We start from the raw sequence: 12337 nt of genomic DNA, 5'->3' as shown, positions 1-12337 counted from the left end.
TAGGAGTCGATCAAGGTAGTCGATTCGAAGGACGAAGCGTGGCCAAGAAACAAGGTGCCATCGAGATCGAGGGCACCGTCGTCGAGTCTCTGCCGAACGCCATGTTCAAGGTCGAGCTCCAGAACGGCCACCAGGTCCTGGCACACATCAGCGGCAAGATGCGTATGCACTACATCCGCATCCTCCCTGACGACCGGGTCGTGGTGGAGTTGTCTCCGTACGACCTGACCCGTGGCCGGATCGTCTACCGCTACAAGTAGATCTTGCCCGCATCCCGCCCCGGCGGGGTGGTGGCACTGACCCGGAGAACCTCAATCCAATGAAGGTCAAGCCGAGCGTCAAGAAGATCTGCGACAAGTGCAGGGTGATCCGCCGTCACGGTCGGGTCATGGTCATCTGCGACAACCCGCGCCACAAGCAGCGCCAGGGCTGACGTACGACCAGCACCCTCTGCATCTGAATTCGCAGAGATTCGCGCGACGCGAGCTGAATTTGTTCATACGCAGGACCCAAGCCGTCGCAAGCGGCTTGACACCCCCGGTCGGAGGCCGGGGACCCGGTTCGTACCTCGTACGGCGGCCGGGATCCGGTTCTGCGGAAGACCTCCGAAAGATCACCAGGAGCCATTGAATGGCACGCGTTTCCGGTGTTGACATCCCGCGCGAAAAGCGCGTGGAGGTCGCCCTCACCTACGTGTTCGGCATCGGCCGGACCCTCTCGAAGGAGACGCTGGCTGCGACCGGCGTCGACCCGAACACCCGCGTCCGTGACCTGAGCGAAGAGCAGCTGGTCGCGATCCGCGAGTACGTCGACAACAACATCAAGACCGAGGGTGACCTCCGTCGCGAGATCCAGGCCGACATCCGCCGCAAGGTCGAGATCGGCTGCTACCAGGGTCTGCGTCACCGTCGCGGTCTGCCCGTCCGCGGTCAGCGCACCAGCACCAACGCCCGTACCCGCAAGGGCCCGCGTCGCGCCATCGCCGGCAAGAAGAAGCCGGGCAAGAAGTAGTCCGCAGCGGACACCTGTCCACGGTCTTCGCTGTAGGACCGACCACCTCCCGTAGGAGTTAGTAGATGCCCCCCAAGGGACGTCAGGGCGCTGCCAAGAAGGTGCGCCGCAAGGAAAAGAAGAACGTCGCTCACGGCCACGCGCACATCAAGAGCACGTTCAACAACACGATCGTCTCCATCACGGACCCGTCCGGCAACGTGATCTCCTGGGCCTCCGCCGGCCACGTCGGCTTCAAGGGCTCCCGGAAGTCCACGCCGTTCGCCGCGCAGATGGCCGCCGAGTCGGCTGCCCGCCGCGCCCAGGAGCACGGCATGCGCAAGGTCGACGTGTTCGTGAAGGGCCCGGGTTCCGGTCGTGAGACCGCGATCCGCTCCCTGCAGGCCACGGGCCTCGAGGTCGGCTCCATCCAGGACGTCACCCCGACCCCGCACAACGGCTGCCGTCCGCCGAAGCGCCGCCGCGTCTGAGGCCAGGCTGCTTTCAGGGTTCGGGCGGTACGGCTCCTTTCGGTCGTACCGCCCGTACCCTTGCAGTACCCGCCCTTTTCATGGGCGCGGTTTCCGTCGGACGTCAAATAGCGGGCGTCCACGAATGAAGGATCTGATCCACACATGCTGATCGCTCAGCGTCCCTCGTTGACCGAAGAGGTCGTCGACGAGTTCCGCTCCCGGTTCGTGATCGAGCCGCTGGAGCCGGGCTTCGGTTACACCCTCGGCAACTCCCTCCGCCGGACCCTTCTGTCCTCCATCCCCGGTGCGGCTGTCACCAGCATCCGCATCGACGGTGTCCTGCACGAGTTCACCACCGTGCCGGGCGTCAAGGAGGACGTCACCGACCTGATCCTCAACATCAAGCAGCTGGTCGTCTCCTCGGAGCACGACGAGCCGGTCGTGATGTACCTGCGCAAGCAGGGCCCGGGTCTGGTCACCGCCGCCGACATCGCGCCCCCGGCCGGTGTCGAGGTGCACAACCCCGACCTGGTCCTCGCCACGCTCAACGGCAAGGGCAAGCTGGAGATGGAGCTGACGGTCGAGCGCGGCCGCGGTTACGTCTCCGCCGTGCAGAACAAGCAGGTGGGCCAGGAGATCGGCCGTATCCCGGTCGACTCCATCTACTCGCCGGTTCTGAAGGTCACGTACAAGGTCGAGGCCACGCGTGTCGAGCAGCGCACCGACTTCGACAAGCTGATCGTCGACGTCGAGACCAAGCAGGCGATGCGTCCCCGTGACGCCATGGCCTCCGCCGGTAAGACCCTGGTCGAGCTGTTCGGTCTCGCCCGCGAGCTGAACATCGACGCCGAGGGCATCGACATGGGCCCGTCCCCGACGGACGCCGCCCTGGCCGCCGACCTCGCGCTGCCGATCGAGGAGCTGGAGCTCACGGTCCGTTCCTACAACTGCCTCAAGCGCGAGGGCATCCACTCCGTGGGTGAGCTCGTGGCTCGTTCCGAGGCCGACCTGCTCGACATCCGCAACTTCGGTGCGAAGTCGATCGACGAGGTCAAGGCGAAGCTGGCCGGCATGGGCCTGGCCCTCAAGGACAGCCCGCCCGGATTCGACCCGACCGCCGCCGCCGACGCCTTCGGCGCCGACGACGACGCGGACGCGGGTTTCGTGGAGACCGAGCAGTACTGATCTCCACAGCCTCCGGGGTTCGCGTCAGCGGACCCCGGATCTCCGACAGGCAACCGCCTGCTCGGATACTGACCCCGGTACCTGACACGGCCGGGGCAGACACACAGGAGAAGAACCATGCCGAAGCCCACCAAGGGTGCCCGTCTGGGCGGCAGCGCCGCGCACGAGAAGCTGCTCCTCGCGAACCTCGCCAAGAGCCTCTTCGAGCACGGTCGTATCACCACCACCGAGGCGAAGGCCCGCCGCCTGCGCCCGTACGCCGAGCGTCTGATCACCAAGGCGAAGAAGGGCGACCTTCACAACCGCCGTCAGGTGCTCCAGGTCATCACGGACAAGAGCGTCGTCCACACGCTCTTCACCGAGATCGGCCCGCGGTACGAGAACCGTCCGGGTGGCTACACCCGCATCACCAAGATCGGTAACCGCCGTGGCGACAACGCGCCCATGGCCGTCATCGAGCTGGTCGAGGCGCTGACGGTGCAGCAGAAGGCCGTGGGCGAGGCCGAGGCCGCCACCAAGCGTGCGGTCAAGGAGGCCGATGAGGCCAAGGCCGCGGAGACCACCGAGGCGCCGGCCGAGGAGGCCGCTGCCGAGGAGTCGACGGAGGCCTGAGTCTCTGCCTGACGCCGGAAGCGGGTCCGCCCTTCGGGGCGGGCCCGCTTTCACGTTTTTCCACAGGGCACCGCCCTGAAAGAATCCGTGTGTGACTGAAGAAGTACAGCCCGGTTTCGTACGCCTCCGCCTCGACCTGTCCTACGACGGCACCGACTTCCACGGCTGGGCCAAGCAGGCCGGCGGCAGGCGGACCGTGCAGGGCGAGATCGAGGACGCCCTGCGTACGGTGACACGGTCGAAGGAGACGTACGACCTGACCGTGGCCGGACGGACCGACGCCGGCGTGCACGCCCGTGGCCAGGTGGCGCACGTCGATCTGCCCGAGGAGGTCTGGCGGGAGCACCACGAGAAGCTGCTCAAGCGGCTCGCCGGGCGGCTGCCGAAGGATGTGCGGGTGTGGGCCCTCAGGGAGGCTCCGAGCGGCTTCAACGCCCGTTTCTCGGCGGTCTGGCGGCGCTATGCCTACCGGGTGACGGACAACCCCGGGGGAGTGGACCCCCTGCTGCGCAACCACGTCCTCTGGCACGACTGGCCCCTCGACGTGGACGCCATGAACGAGGCCGCGCGGGCGCTGGTCGGCGAGCACGACTTCGCCGCGTACTGCAAGAAGCGGGAGGGGGCCACCACCATCCGCACCCTCCAGGAGCTGAGCCTCGACAAGGGTGCCGACGGGATCATCACCGCCACCGTCCGGGCCGACGCCTTCTGCCACAACATGGTGCGCTCGCTGATCGGCGCGCTGCTGTTCGTCGGGGACGGGCACCGCGGCCCACAGTGGCCCGGCAAGGTGCTCGCCGCGGGGGTGCGGGACTCGGCCGTCCATGTCGTACGGCCGCACGGGCTGACCCTGGAGGAGGTCGGCTACCCCGCCGACGAGCTGCTGGCCGCGCGCAGCAAGGAGGCGCGCAACAAGCGCTCGCTTCCGTCGGCGGGGTGCTGCTGAGCTACCGGTTCGCCGCCGCGGAGGCCTCGGCCTGGCCGCGGCGGTAGATCTGGTTGAAGGTGAACTGCTGCAGGTCGTTGCCGACGCTGAAGACCTTCGTGTCCTGTTTGGTGACGTTCTTGCCGTTGAGGAAGCCGCCGGTGGTGAAGTAGACGTAGCGGCCGACCGCGTTCGTGGTCGTCAGGCACACCGCCGCGTCGCAGAAGTTCTTGACGCCCTTGCCGGGCAGCGAGCGCACCATGGCCTTCTTGGCGGCCAGTTTCCTGACCTTCGTGGCCTGCGCCTGGTCGTCGAAGAGGGCGACGCCGACGGTGATCGCGGTGCCGCCGGTGCTGTAGGTCGCGCGGATCAGCCGGGTGCAGCCGTTGGCGCTGAGGATCTTCGGCAGGTCGCCGCTGGCGGCGGAGGCACAGTTCGTCGTGTCGGCCGTGGCGCCCTTCTTGTACACCGTGCTGCCCATGGTCAGCTGGGTGCCCGGGAAGAGGGTGTCGGCGCTGAGCGGGGCGGTGTCCTTCTTGGCGCTGGCGATGAAGTCCCTCGGGTCCAGCGGCGGCGGGGCGCTCGTCGGCGCGAAGGACGGCGTGGCCGAGCCGCTCGGCACGGAGGCGCTTGCGGGCAGGTTGGTGGGGGTGCCGTGGGCGTCGTTGCCGCTGTTCGCGGAGACGACGGCCATGGCCACCGCGGTGCCTATCGCGACCGTGGCGAGCGCGCCGCCGGCTATGAACAGCAGCTTGCGGCGCTTGTTGCGGGTCTCCGAGGCCTCGGCGAGTGCCGCCCAGTCCGGAGTCCCGTCATCACCGCCGCTGTTCCACGGCTGCTGGGAATTCGGTTTCCAGGGATCCCACTGAGACTGGGGTCCCCCCTGCCCGTAGCTCATGGGGCGCATCTTAGACGGGGGCCGGAGGGTGCTGGAGCGCGTCCGGCGGCATGCCGTGTTTGTCCCCCGGCGCGGGCGGGAAAGCGGCCGTTTTGACCCTGCCGGGGGCTGCCAGGTAATCTGCTTCTTCGTTGTGTATTGGCTTGCTCATTCTCACGGGACGGGCCCTTACACCGGTCCACCGGGCCGATGACCAGCGATCAGCACGCGGTTTGCGTCACCGCGGTGCGGTCAAGGCTGTCGTGATCGTTTCGGTGACCTGTTCAGGACCATTCACTCGAAGCGAAGGCTACGAACCGTGCGTACGTACAGCCCCAAGCCCGGCGATGTGACGCGCCAGTGGCACGTCATCGACGCTCAGGACGTTGTCCTGGGCCGTCTCGCCACCACTGCGGCGTCCCTCCTGCGGGGCAAGCACAAGCCGATCTACGCCCCTCACGTCGACACCGGTGACTTCGTCATCATCATCAACGCCGACAAGGTGCACCTGTCCGGCAACAAGCGGACCCAGAAGATGGCGTACCGCCACTCCGGCTACCCGGGTGGTCTGCGCTCCGTCCGTTACGACGAGCTGCTCGACAAGAACCCGAGAAGGCCATCGAGAAGGCCGTCAAGGGCATGCTCCCCAAGAACACGCTGGGCCGTCAGATGCTCTCGAAGCTGAAGGTCTACAAGGGTGACCAGCACCCGCACGCTGCCCAGCAGCCGGTGCCGTTCGAGATCACCCAGGTCGCGCAGTAAGTCCGGCCACCCCCTAAGACTGAAGAGAATCTGAGGAGAATCGTGGCCGAGACCACTGCCGAGCAGCCGATCGAAGAGATCGAAGACATCGAGAGCTACACCACCGAGTCCGAGGTTCCGGTGGAGGGTGAGTACACCTCCGAGTCCCTCGCCTCGCGCTTCGGTGAGCCCCAGCCCGCCGCCGGCCTGGGCCGCCGCAAGAACGCCATCGCCCGCGTCCGGATCGTTCCGGGCACCGGCAAGTGGAAGATCAACGGTCGCACCCTCGAGGACTACTTCCCGAACAAGGTGCACCAGCAGGAAGTCAACGAGCCCTTCAAGGTGCTCGAGCTCGAGGGCCGTTACGACATCATCGCCCGCATCGCGGGTGGCGGTGTCTCCGGTCAGGCCGGTGCCCTCCGTCTCGGTGTCGCCCGCGCCCTGAACGAGGCCGACGTCGACAACAACCGCGGCCCGCTGAAGAAGGCCGGCTTCCTGCGCCGCGACGACCGTGCGGTCGAGCGGAAGAAGGCCGGTCTGAAGAAGGCCCGCAAGGCTCCGCAGTACAGCAAGCGCTAAGCGTCGCCTGCTCGTACTCCGAACGCCCCGGCGGCACGCCACGTGTGCCGCCGGGGCGTTCGTTTATCCCAGGCAAGGGCGTATAACGACACAAGACGCTGAGCCGCTCAACGGCTTGTGTGATCGCAGTTTCCTCAGGAGGACAAGTGGGACGACTCTTCGGCACGGACGGCGTGCGCGGCGTCGCCAACGCGGACCTGACGGCCGAGATGGCGCTCGGCCTGTCCGTAGCGGCGGCTCACGTGCTGGCCGAGGCGGGCACCTTCGAGGGCCACAAGCCGACGGCGGTGGTCGGTCGGGACCCGCGGGCGTCCGGGGAGTTCCTGGAGGCGGCCGTGGTCGCGGGCCTGGCCAGCGCCGGCGTGGACGTGCGATGCGTCGGTGTGCTGCCGACGCCCGCGGTGGCGCATCTGACCGGCGCGCTCGGCGCCGACCTGGGCGTCATGCTCTCCGCCAGTCACAACGCCATGCCGGACAACGGCATCAAGTTCTTCGCCCGCGGCGGCCACAAACTCGCCGACGAGCTGGAGGACCGGATCGAGGCGGTGTACGAGTCCCACCGGCACGGCGAGCCGTGGGAGCGGCCGACCGGCGCGGGTGTGGGGCGGGTCCGCTCGTACGACGAGGGCTTCGAGCAGTACATCGCCCATCTGCTGTCGGTCCTCCCGAACCGGCTGGACGGGCTGAAGATCGTCCTGGACGAAGCGCACGGCGCGGCCTCGGGGGTCTCGCCGGAGGCGTTCTCCCGGGCGGGTGCCGAGGTCGTCACGATCGGTGCGGAGCCGGACGGTCTCAACATCAACGACGGTTGCGGCTCGACCCACCTGGACAAGCTGAAGGCCGCCGTCGCCGAACACCACGCGGACCTCGGCATCGCGCACGACGGCGACGCCGACCGCTGCCTGGCCGTGGACCACACCGGCGAGGAGGTCGACGGCGACCAGATCCTGTCCGTGCTGGCGCTGGCGATGCGGGAGCGCTCCGCTCTGCGCGCCGACACCGTCGTGGCCACCGTGATGTCCAACCTGGGCTTCAAGCTGGCGATGGAGCGGGCCGGGATCCGGCTCGTGCAGACGGCCGTCGGTGACCGGTATGTGCTCGAGGAGATGAAGGAGCACGGATTCGCCCTGGGCGGCGAGCAGTCCGGGCACGTGATCGTTCTCGATCACGCGACGACCGGTGACGGCACGCTGACCGGGCTGCTGCTGGCGGCGCGGGTCGCCGAGACCGGCCGCAGCCTGCGCGAACTGGCCTCGGTGATGGAGCGGCTGCCCCAGGTCCTCATCAACGTGCCGGACGTGGACAGGTCCCGGGTCGGGACCTCGGCCGAGCTCGCGGCCGCCGTCGCCGAGGCGGAGCGGGAGCTGGGGGAGACGGGGCGGGTGCTGCTCCGCCCCTCCGGCACCGAGCCGTTGGTGCGGGTGATGGTCGAGGCGGCGGACATCGACCAGGCGCGGTCGGTGGCCGGCCGGCTGGCCGACGCGGTGAAGTCGGCACTGGGATAGACCCCTGGGCGTAGCACGGAGTGCACGATCGATAACCGGCTGTTTCTCTAGTCATCGAGGCCGCACCGCGGCACCCTCCTCGATGGAAGAGCGACAGATCATGAAGACCGTGCTCCACACCCTGAAGCGAGCGACCGGACCCGCCCTGGTGGCGGGTCTCGTCGTCGCCTCGACCGCCACCCCGGCCGCCGCCCAGACGCCGGGCTCCACGGCGTACCGCATCTTCGGCGGCTTCGCCGGGCTCCAGGCCAACAGCGGCTTTCAGAACCACGTCACGGCATCCGTGTCCGGCGCGGGCCATCTGATCCTCTCGGACACGGCCGGCATCGCGGCCGGCCCGGGCTGCACCCGGGTGACCGGCTCCACCACCAGCGCCGACTGCGGCAGCATCGCCACCGTCACCCGGCTCGGCATACAGCTGGGCGACCAGAACGACACCGCCGTGATCAACGTCTCGGTCAACAGCCTCGTCGACGCCGGCACGGGCATCGACTCCGTGACCACCAACGGCGGCAACGACACGATCAGCGTGCAGGACGGGGCCGGCGGTGACACGGTGACCTGCGGCGGTGGCACCGACACGGTGTTCGCGGACAGCACCGACAGCGTCGCCGGGGACTGCGAGGTGAAGCACATCGTGTAGGAGCCGGGTGCCTTCGCGGGGGCCCTGTCTACAGCTTGCGCAGCCTCAGCCGTTGCACCTTGTGGTCCGGGCCCTTGCGGAGGATGAGGGTGGCTCGGCCCCGGGTGGGGGCGATGTTCTCGACCAGGTTGGGCTTGTTGATCGTCCGCCACAGGGTGCGGGCGTAGTCGAGGGCCTCCTCCTCGGAGACCTGGGTGTACTTGCGGAAGTACGAGGACGGGTTCTGGAAGGCGGTCTGGCGCAGCTTCCTGAAGCGGTTGAGGTACCAGCTCTCGATGTCCTCGGTGCTCGCGTCGACGTACACGCTGAAGTCGAAGTAGTCCGCGAGGCCGACCCGGGTGCGGCCGTCCTTGCCGGGCAGGGCGGGCTGGAGGACGTTGAGGCCCTCGACGATGAGGATGTCGGGGCGGCGGACCGTGAGCTTCTGGTCGGGGACGATGTCGTAGATGAGGTGGGAGTAGACGGGGGCCGTGACCTCGTCCTTGCCCGCCTTGATGTCGGCGACGAAACGGGTGAGGGCCCGGCGGTCGTAGGACTCGGGGAATCCTTTCCGCGACATCAGGCCGCGGGCCCGCAACTCCTTGGTGGGCAAAAGGAAACCGTCCGTCGTCACCAGCTCCACGCGCGGGTGCTCGGGCCAGCGCGAGAGCAGGGCCTGCAGCAGGCGGGAGACGGTGGACTTGCCGCAGGCCACGGAGCCGGCGACACCTATCACGAACGGGGTGCCGGACTGCGAGCCCTTCTCCCCGAGGAACGTGTTCAGGGCGCCTCTGAGGCCGTCCGTGGCGCCGACGTAGAGGTTGAGGAGCCGGGAGAGCGGGAGGTAGATGTCCCGCACCTCGTCCAGGTCGATCACATCGCCCAGACCGCGCAGCTTCTCCACCTCCTCGGCGGTGAGCGGCAGCGGTGTCTTGTCCCGCAGGGCGCTCCACTCGGCGCGGGTGAGGTCGACGTAGGGAGTCGCCTCCGGCCTGTGCCGGTGGGCGCTCCGGGGCATCGAGGAGACCGGTGAGATCACAGTCCATTGTTAACGGAGTTTGAACGGGGCGGCGGGTGGGGTCCGTCACGCCCGCGGCCCAAGCGGCTGTTCGTATGGCGGTGGGAATTTCCGAATTCGGGCACACGCAAGCGGTTTCGGGCGCCGGACGGGTCGTAGGCTGCGGCGCATGTGCGGAATCGTGGGTTATGTAGGAGCGCAGTCCGCGCTCGATGTCGTGATGGCCGGACTGAAGCGGCTGGAGTACCGGGGCTACGACTCGGCGGGTGTCGCCGTGCTGGCCGACGGCGGGCTGGCCGCGGCGAAGAAGGCCGGGAAACTGGTCAACCTGGAGAAGGAACTGGTCGAACGGCCGCTGCCGACGGGCGCGACGGGCATCGGCCACACCCGCTGGGCCACGCACGGCGGCCCCACGGACGCCAACGCCCACCCGCATCTCGACAACGCGGGCCGGGTCGCCGTCGTCCACAACGGCATCATCGAGAACTTCGCCGTCCTGCGGGCCGAACTGGCCGAGCGGGGCCATGAACTGACTTCCGAGACGGACACCGAGGTCGTCGGCCATCTCCTCGCCGAGGAGTTCTCCTCCTGCGCGGACCTCGCGGAGGCCATGCGGCTGGTGTGCCGGCGGCTGGAGGGCGCGTTCACGCTGGTCGCGGTGCACGCCGACGAGCCGGACGTGGTCGTGGGCGCGCGGCGGAACTCACCGCTGGTGGTGGGCGTTGGAGAGGGTGAGGCCTTCCTCGCCTCGGACGTCGCCGCGTTCATCGCCCACACGCGGTCGGCGATCGAGCTGGGCCAGGACCAGGTGGTGGAGCTGCGCCGCGACGGCGTGACGGTGACGGGCTTCGACGGCAGCGCCGCCGAGGTCCGCCCGTACCACGTGGACTGGGACGCCTCCGCCGCGGAAAAGGGGGGTTATGACTACTTCATGCTCAAGGAGATCGCCGAGCAGCCCAAGGCGGTCGCCGATACGCTGCTGGGCCGTATCGACCCGTCGGGTTCGCTGACGCTGGACGAGGTCCGTATCTCCCCGTCCGAGCTGCGGGAGATCGACAAGGTCGTCATCGTCGCCTGCGGTACGGCCTTCCACGCCGGCCTGATCGCCAAGTACGCCATCGAGCACTGGACGCGCATCCCGTGCGAGGTGGAGCTGGCCAGCGAATTCCGGTACCGGGACCCGATCCTGGACGGCCGCTCCCTGGTGATCGCCATCTCCCAGTCCGGCGAGACCATGGACACCCTGATGGCGCTCAGGCACGCCCGCGAGCAGGGCTCCAAGGTGCTGGCCATCTGCAACACCAACGGCTCGACGATCCCGCGCGAGTCGGACGCGGTGCTGTACACGCACGCCGGTCCGGAGGTGGCCGTCGCCTCCACCAAGGCGTTCCTGACCCAGCTGGTGGCCTGTTACCTGGTGGCGCTGTATCTGGGCCAGGTCCGCGGCACCAAGTGGGGCGACGAGATCCAGGCGGTGATCAAGGACCTCTCCCGGATCTCGGAGGAGGTCGAGCGGGTCCTGGACACGATGGAGCCGGTACGCGCGCTGGCCCGCACCCTGGCGACGAAGAGCACGGTCCTCTTCCTGGGCCGGCACGTGGGCTACCCCGTGGCGCTGGAAGGCGCCCTGAAGCTCAAGGAACTCGCCTACATGCACGCCGAGGGCTTCGCGGCGGGCGAGCTGAAGCACGGCCCGATCGCGCTGATCGAGGAGGACGTGCCGGTGGTGGTCGTGGTGCCGTCCCCGCGCGGCCGCTCGGTCCTGCACGACAAGATCGTCTCCAACATCCAGGAGATCCGGGCCCGCGGGGCGCGCACGATCGTGATCGCGGAGGAGGGGGACGAGGCGGTCGTCCCCTACGCCGACCACCTGATCCGCATCCCGGCCACCCCGACCCTGCTGCAGCCGCTGGTGGCGACGGTGCCGCTCCAGGTCTTCGCCTGCGAGCTGGCCACCGCGCGGGGCAACGAGGTGGACCAGCCGCGGAACCTGGCGAAGTCGGTCACGGTGGAGTGAGCGCGGGGCTCAGTGGACCGACAGGCCGCCGTCGACGAACAGCGACTGGCCGGTGACGTAGGCGGAGGCGCGGCTGGCGAGGAAGACGGCCGCGCCTTCGAAGTCCTCGGCCAGGCCGTTGCGGCCGGTCATCGTGCGGGCGGCCAGGGCGGCGACCTTGTCGGGGTCGGACGACAGCCGCCGGTTGAGCGGGGTCATCACAAAGCCCGGCACCAGGGTGTTGACGGTGACGCCGTACGGCGACCAGGCCTCGGCCTGGGAGCGGGCCAGCGACTCCAGCGCGCCCTTGGAGACGCCGTACGCCCCGCTCTGCACGAAGGCACGGTGGGCCTGCTGGGAGGTGATGTGGATGATCCGGCCGAAGCCGCGTTCCGCCATGCCGGGCCCGAACCGCTGCCCCAGCAGGAAGGGCGCCCGGAGGTTCACGGCCATGGTGGTGTCCCACACGTCCTCGCCCAGCTCGCTCATCGGCGGACGCAGGTTGATCCCGGCGGAGTTGACGAGGATGTCGGGCTCGCCGAAGACACCGGCCGCCTCCTCGGCCGCCGCACGCACCCCCTCGCGGCTGCCCAGATCGGCCGCGACCCAGCCGGCCCGGCCGCCCTCGGCCGTCAACTCGCCCACGGTGGCCTCCAGTTGCTCCTTGCCGCGGGCCACGGCCACCACGCTCGCACCGGCCCGCGCCAGCGCACCGGCGATGGCCCGCCCGATGCCGGAACTGCCTCCGGTCACCACGGCGACACGGCCGTCCAGGGAGAACAGGTCGGAGAGATAGTCCTGGGAGATCATGGAC

Annotated in this window: 14 protein-coding genes and 1 pseudogene; 12 read left to right on the top strand and 3 right to left on the bottom strand. The window is 68.8% G+C overall.

The window, feature by feature from the left end; all coding sequences use genetic code 11:
* Positions 1-38 precede the first annotated feature (38 nt).
* The 7 genes from infA (at position 39) to truA (ending at position 4206) form a co-directional block, all read left to right on the top strand.
* Complete coding sequence (gene infA / locus BFF78_RS17385) at positions 39-260, top strand: translation initiation factor IF-1 (protein WP_003948620.1); 222 nt, start codon at positions 39-41, stop codon at positions 258-260.
* 59 nt (positions 261-319) lie between these two features.
* Complete coding sequence (rpmJ, locus tag BFF78_RS17380) at positions 320-433, top strand: 50S ribosomal protein L36 (RefSeq protein ID WP_003974245.1); 114 nt, start codon at positions 320-322, stop codon at positions 431-433.
* A 197-nt stretch (positions 434-630) separates the two neighbouring features.
* Complete coding sequence (gene rpsM / locus BFF78_RS17375; RefSeq protein ID WP_009300593.1) at positions 631-1011, top strand: 30S ribosomal protein S13; 381 nt, start codon at positions 631-633, stop codon at positions 1009-1011.
* A gap of 65 nt (positions 1012-1076) precedes the next feature.
* Positions 1077-1481, top strand: a complete 405-nt coding sequence (gene rpsK / locus BFF78_RS17370; RefSeq protein ID WP_003956432.1) for a 30S ribosomal protein S11 — start codon at positions 1077-1079, stop codon at positions 1479-1481.
* A gap of 144 nt (positions 1482-1625) precedes the next feature.
* Positions 1626-2648: a DNA-directed RNA polymerase subunit alpha gene (locus BFF78_RS17365; RefSeq protein ID WP_003966937.1), complete on the top strand. Its 1023-nt coding sequence runs from the start codon at positions 1626-1628 to the stop codon at positions 2646-2648.
* Positions 2649-2765: 117 nt separating this feature from the next.
* The gene (gene rplQ / locus BFF78_RS17360) at positions 2766-3260 is read left to right on the top strand and encodes a 50S ribosomal protein L17 (RefSeq protein ID WP_069779206.1); all 495 of its coding nucleotides are present in this window, start codon (positions 2766-2768) and stop codon (positions 3258-3260) included.
* A 91-nt stretch (positions 3261-3351) separates the two neighbouring features.
* The gene (gene truA / locus BFF78_RS17355) at positions 3352-4206 is read left to right on the top strand and encodes a tRNA pseudouridine(38-40) synthase TruA (protein ID WP_069779205.1); all 855 of its coding nucleotides are present in this window, start codon (positions 3352-3354) and stop codon (positions 4204-4206) included.
* A 1-nt stretch (position 4207) separates the two neighbouring features.
* Here the strand turns inward: truA and BFF78_RS17350 are convergent, their stop codons facing one another.
* The gene (locus BFF78_RS17350) at positions 4208-5083 is read right to left on the bottom strand and encodes a hypothetical protein (protein WP_069779204.1); all 876 of its coding nucleotides are present in this window, start codon (positions 5081-5083) and stop codon (positions 4208-4210) included.
* A gap of 298 nt (positions 5084-5381) precedes the next feature.
* Here BFF78_RS17350 and rplM point away from each other — a divergent pair.
* The 4 genes and pseudogenes from rplM to BFF78_RS17330 all read left to right on the top strand — a co-directional run bounded on the left by rplM (position 5382) and on the right by BFF78_RS17330 (position 8530).
* Positions 5382-5824, top strand: a pseudogene (gene rplM / locus BFF78_RS17345) (50S ribosomal protein L13).
* Positions 5825-5866: 42 nt separating this feature from the next.
* Positions 5867-6382, top strand: a complete 516-nt coding sequence (gene rpsI / locus BFF78_RS17340) for a 30S ribosomal protein S9 (RefSeq protein WP_069779202.1) — start codon at positions 5867-5869, stop codon at positions 6380-6382.
* Between the two features lie 146 nt (positions 6383-6528).
* A complete protein-coding gene (gene glmM / locus BFF78_RS17335; RefSeq protein ID WP_069779201.1) occupies positions 6529-7887 on the top strand; it encodes a phosphoglucosamine mutase in 1359 nt (452 codons plus the stop codon).
* 100 nt (positions 7888-7987) lie between these two features.
* Positions 7988-8530 carry a hypothetical protein gene (locus tag BFF78_RS17330; protein WP_069779200.1) on the top strand — a complete coding sequence of 181 codons (543 nt, stop codon included), beginning with the start codon at positions 7988-7990 and terminating at the stop codon, positions 8528-8530.
* Positions 8531-8558: 28 nt separating this feature from the next.
* Here the strand turns inward: BFF78_RS17330 and coaA are convergent, their stop codons facing one another.
* Entirely contained in the window at positions 8559-9527 is a 969-nt protein-coding gene (gene coaA / locus BFF78_RS17325; RefSeq protein ID WP_069783634.1) for a type I pantothenate kinase, read from the bottom strand.
* 169 nt (positions 9528-9696) lie between these two features.
* Here coaA and glmS point away from each other — a divergent pair, with 169 nt between their 5' ends.
* Complete coding sequence (gene glmS / locus BFF78_RS17320) at positions 9697-11544, top strand: glutamine--fructose-6-phosphate transaminase (isomerizing) (RefSeq protein WP_079161361.1); 1848 nt, start codon at positions 9697-9699, stop codon at positions 11542-11544.
* 9 nt (positions 11545-11553) lie between these two features.
* Here the strand turns inward: glmS and BFF78_RS17315 are convergent, their stop codons facing one another.
* On the bottom strand, positions 11554-12333 hold the full coding sequence (locus BFF78_RS17315) for an SDR family NAD(P)-dependent oxidoreductase (RefSeq protein ID WP_069779198.1): 780 nt from the start codon (positions 12331-12333) through the stop codon (positions 11554-11556).
* Positions 12334-12337: the final 4 nt, after the last annotated feature.

Origin of the sequence: Streptomyces fodineus (assembly GCF_001735805.1) — a bacterium.
Lineage (GTDB): Bacteria > Actinomycetota > Actinomycetes > Streptomycetales > Streptomycetaceae > Streptomyces > Streptomyces fodineus.
The sequence above is the reverse complement of the archived record's forward strand: the minus strand, read 5'-3'. Positions and strand labels throughout refer to the sequence as shown.